General features: G+C 66.4%; 2 protein-coding genes. Both read right to left on the reverse strand.

Features of this window, described 5'->3' with window-relative positions; genetic code table 11:
- Positions 1–64: 64 nt before the first annotated feature.
- Complete coding sequence (locus AOK22_RS34090) at positions 65–994, reverse strand: branched-chain amino acid ABC transporter permease (protein WP_055702585.1); 930 nt, start codon at positions 992–994, stop codon at positions 65–67.
- 163 nt (positions 995–1,157) lie between these two features.
- Positions 1,158–2,408, reverse strand: a complete 1,251-nt coding sequence (locus AOK22_RS34095) for a branched-chain amino acid ABC transporter substrate-binding protein (RefSeq protein WP_055702586.1) — start codon at positions 2,406–2,408, stop codon at positions 1,158–1,160.
- Positions 2,409–3,101: the final 693 nt, after the last annotated feature.

Consider the following 3,101-nt stretch of genomic DNA (forward strand, 5'->3'; position numbering starts at 1 on the left):
GTGGGGGCCTTGTCCTTGTGCGGGTGGGCGTTGCCGGCCGTGGTCTGCTGTGTGGTCATGGTGGTCACGCCCTGTCCGCGACGCGCTCGCCGAGGAGGCCCTGGGGCCTGACGAGGAGGACGACGATGAGGAGTACGAAGGCCCAGACGTCGGCCCAGGACTGGCCGCCGAGCTTGTCCATGCCGGGGACGTCGTTGATGTAGGCGGTGGCCATGGATTCGGCGAGGCCGAGGACGAGGCCGCCGATCATGGCGCCGTAGATGTTGCCGATGCCGCCGAGGACGGCCGCGGTGAAGGCCTTGAGGCCGAGGATGAATCCCATGCGGAAGTCGATCTGGCCGTACTTGAGGCCGCGGCAGACGGCGGCGATGCCGGCGAAGGCGGCGCCGATGGCGAAGGCGACGACGATGACGCGGTCGGTGTTGATCCCCATGAGCTTGGCGGTGTCGGGGTCCTGGGCGGTGGCCTGCATGCCGCGTCCGATGCGGGTCTTCATGACGAAGTAGCCGAGGATGACCATGCAGATGGGCGCCGTGACGAGCAGGAAGATGTCGGCGGGCTGCATGGTGACGGAGCCGATGTGGATGGTGCCGCCGGGGAGTTCGGGGAAGGAGCGGGCCGACTTGGCCTCGGGGTACCAGGCCCAGACGGCTTGCTGGAGGGCGAGCGAGAGGCCGATGGCCGTGATGAGCGGGGCGAGGCGTGGTGCTCCGCGCAGGGGCCGGTAGGCGAAACGTTCCGCGCCGATGGCGATGGTGGTGGAGACGAAGATGGCGCCGACCAGCATGAGGGGGAGCGCGGTCCATACGCTGGTGCCCGCGGGGAGCCAGAGCCAGACGGTGAGGGCGCCGAAGCCGCCGGTCATGAAGATCTCGCCGTGGGCGAAGTTGATGAGCTGGACGATGCCGTAGACCATTGTGTAGCCGATGGCGATCAGGCCGTACATGGATCCCAATAGCAGGCCGTTGACCAGCTGTTGCGGCAGTTCGTGCACCGCAGGTCCTCCGAGTCTTTCGGTGTCGTACGGCCGTCGTGCGGTGGCTCATCGGCCTGTGCGCGGCCGCACGGTCAGTGACGAGTGCGACGGGGATGCGACGCCGCGCGGGGCGCTGTGGTGCGGCGCCCCGCGCGGTCTGTCGTGGGCTGCGGGTCGTACGTCAGTTGGATCCGGTGTAGGTGCCGGACTCGACGGGCTTCCAGCCGCTCTTGGGGTCGGTCGACTTCACCTGGTAGACGGTGAGCTGCTTGTTGGTGGCGTCGCCGTACTCGTCGAAGGAGACCTTGCCGGTCACGCCGTCGAAGGAGACGCCCTTCATGGCGTCGATGACCTTGGCGCGGGCGTCGGAGGGGAGCTTGCCGTCGTTGTCGTCGACGACCTTCTTGACGGCCTCGATGATGGCCCAGGCGCTGTCGTAGGAGTAGCCGCCGTAGGCCTCGTAGGCCTCCTTGTAGCCGGCCTTCTTGTAGTTGGCGATGAACTCCTTGGCGGAGGGGAGTTCCTCGACGGGCTGGCCGACGGAGGTGGCGTAGTCGCCGACGCCCTGCTTGCCGGAGAGCTTGATGAAGTCGGCGCTGTAGATGCCGTCGCCGCCGACGAGCGGGGCCTTGGAGCCTGCCTGCTTCATCTGCTTGCTGAGGGGGCCCGCCTGGGGGTATTCGCCGCCGTAGTAGACGAGGTCGGCGTCGCTGTTGCGGATCTTGGTGGCGACGGCGCCGAAGTCCTTGGTGTCGGGGTTGATGTGCTCGGTGCCGACGACCTTGCCGCCGAGCTTGGTGAACTCGTCCTTGAAGGTGGCGGCGAGGCCGGCGCCGTAGGTCTTCTTGTCGTCGACGACGAAGACCTTCTTCTTCTTGGCCTTGTTGTAGAGGTACTGGGCGGCGAAGGGTCCTTGGATCGCGTCGGTGGTGGCCGTGCGGAAGTAGGACTTGTAGGGCCGTACCTTCTTGCCGCCGTTCCAGTCCGGGCCCTGGGAGAGGGCGGGGTTGGTGTTGGCGGGGGAGACCTGGACGAGTTTGGCGTCGTCGAAGACCTTCTGCATGGACTCGGCGACGGAGGAGTTCAGGGGGCCGACGGCGCCGAGGACTTCCTTGTCGGCGACGAGCTTGGTCGCGTTGGTCTGGCCGGACGAGGGCTGGCCCTGGTCGTCGAGTGCCTGGATCTTGAAGGTCACGCCGTCGACGTACTTCTTGGCGTTGGCCTGCTTGGTGGCGAGGTCGACGGAGTTGCGGATGCCGAGGCCCAGTGCGGAGAGTTCTCCGGTCAGCGGCGCGTCGACGCCGATGACGACCGTGGTGCCGCCGCCCCCGGCGCTGTCCTTGTCCTTGTCGTCGCGCGAGCCACAGGCGGTGAGGGTGAGTGCCCCCGCGGTGAGTGCAGCGGTGATGGCTATGAGCGAACGTTGACGCACGATCAGTCCTTTCCCCTGGCACGGCTGTCCCTTGTTGGGATGCCGAGTCGAGCGCGGAACCGAACTGACAGGAATCCGGTGGGCGCGGTGACTGGCCGTGACTCTAAGGGCGCCTTTGTTCCAGGTGGAGTGGTCGGACCAAGGCTGTGACGCTCTTGTTATGCCACGGAGTATTCCGGGCTGGAACGCAGGGGGCGGTTGGGGCTGAATATGGCCTTGTTCGGTGGGTCTAGCCGTATCCGCATGCTGAGAATCTCCAGGACAACTGGCAGGACTGTAAGGTCGTTTGACTCATGACAGTGGTGTTCGCGGGCATGCGGCGGCGAGGGCGCGAGAAAGATCATTCGCGTATTCCGGACCGAGGATGTAACTCTGCTTCTCGATTGCGCGCGCATTACGCAGTGTTACTTCCACGAAAGGGAGTCCGGCGTTCCGGGGCACTTCTCCGCATGCGCGAATGTGCATCCTGATGATCAACTTCCGGGGAGTTCCCGTTTTCACCGTGAAAGGGGTGGGAGGGGCTGTGCTGACCGAAAGCGCCGCCGACGGCTGGGCGACGCGACGGACGGTGGCCGGCGGCCCCGACTCCTGGGTGAAGGTGACGGCGAAGGTGAAGTTCCGGTCCCCGGGGCGGGGGCGCGACATGTCGCCCGCGTACTTCACGGACACGCTCTGCGACGGCCAGGGCGGGGG

Origin of the sequence: Streptomyces silaceus (genome assembly GCF_001419745.1) — a bacterium.
Taxonomy (GTDB): Bacteria; Actinomycetota; Actinomycetes; order Streptomycetales; family Streptomycetaceae; genus Streptomyces; species Streptomyces silaceus.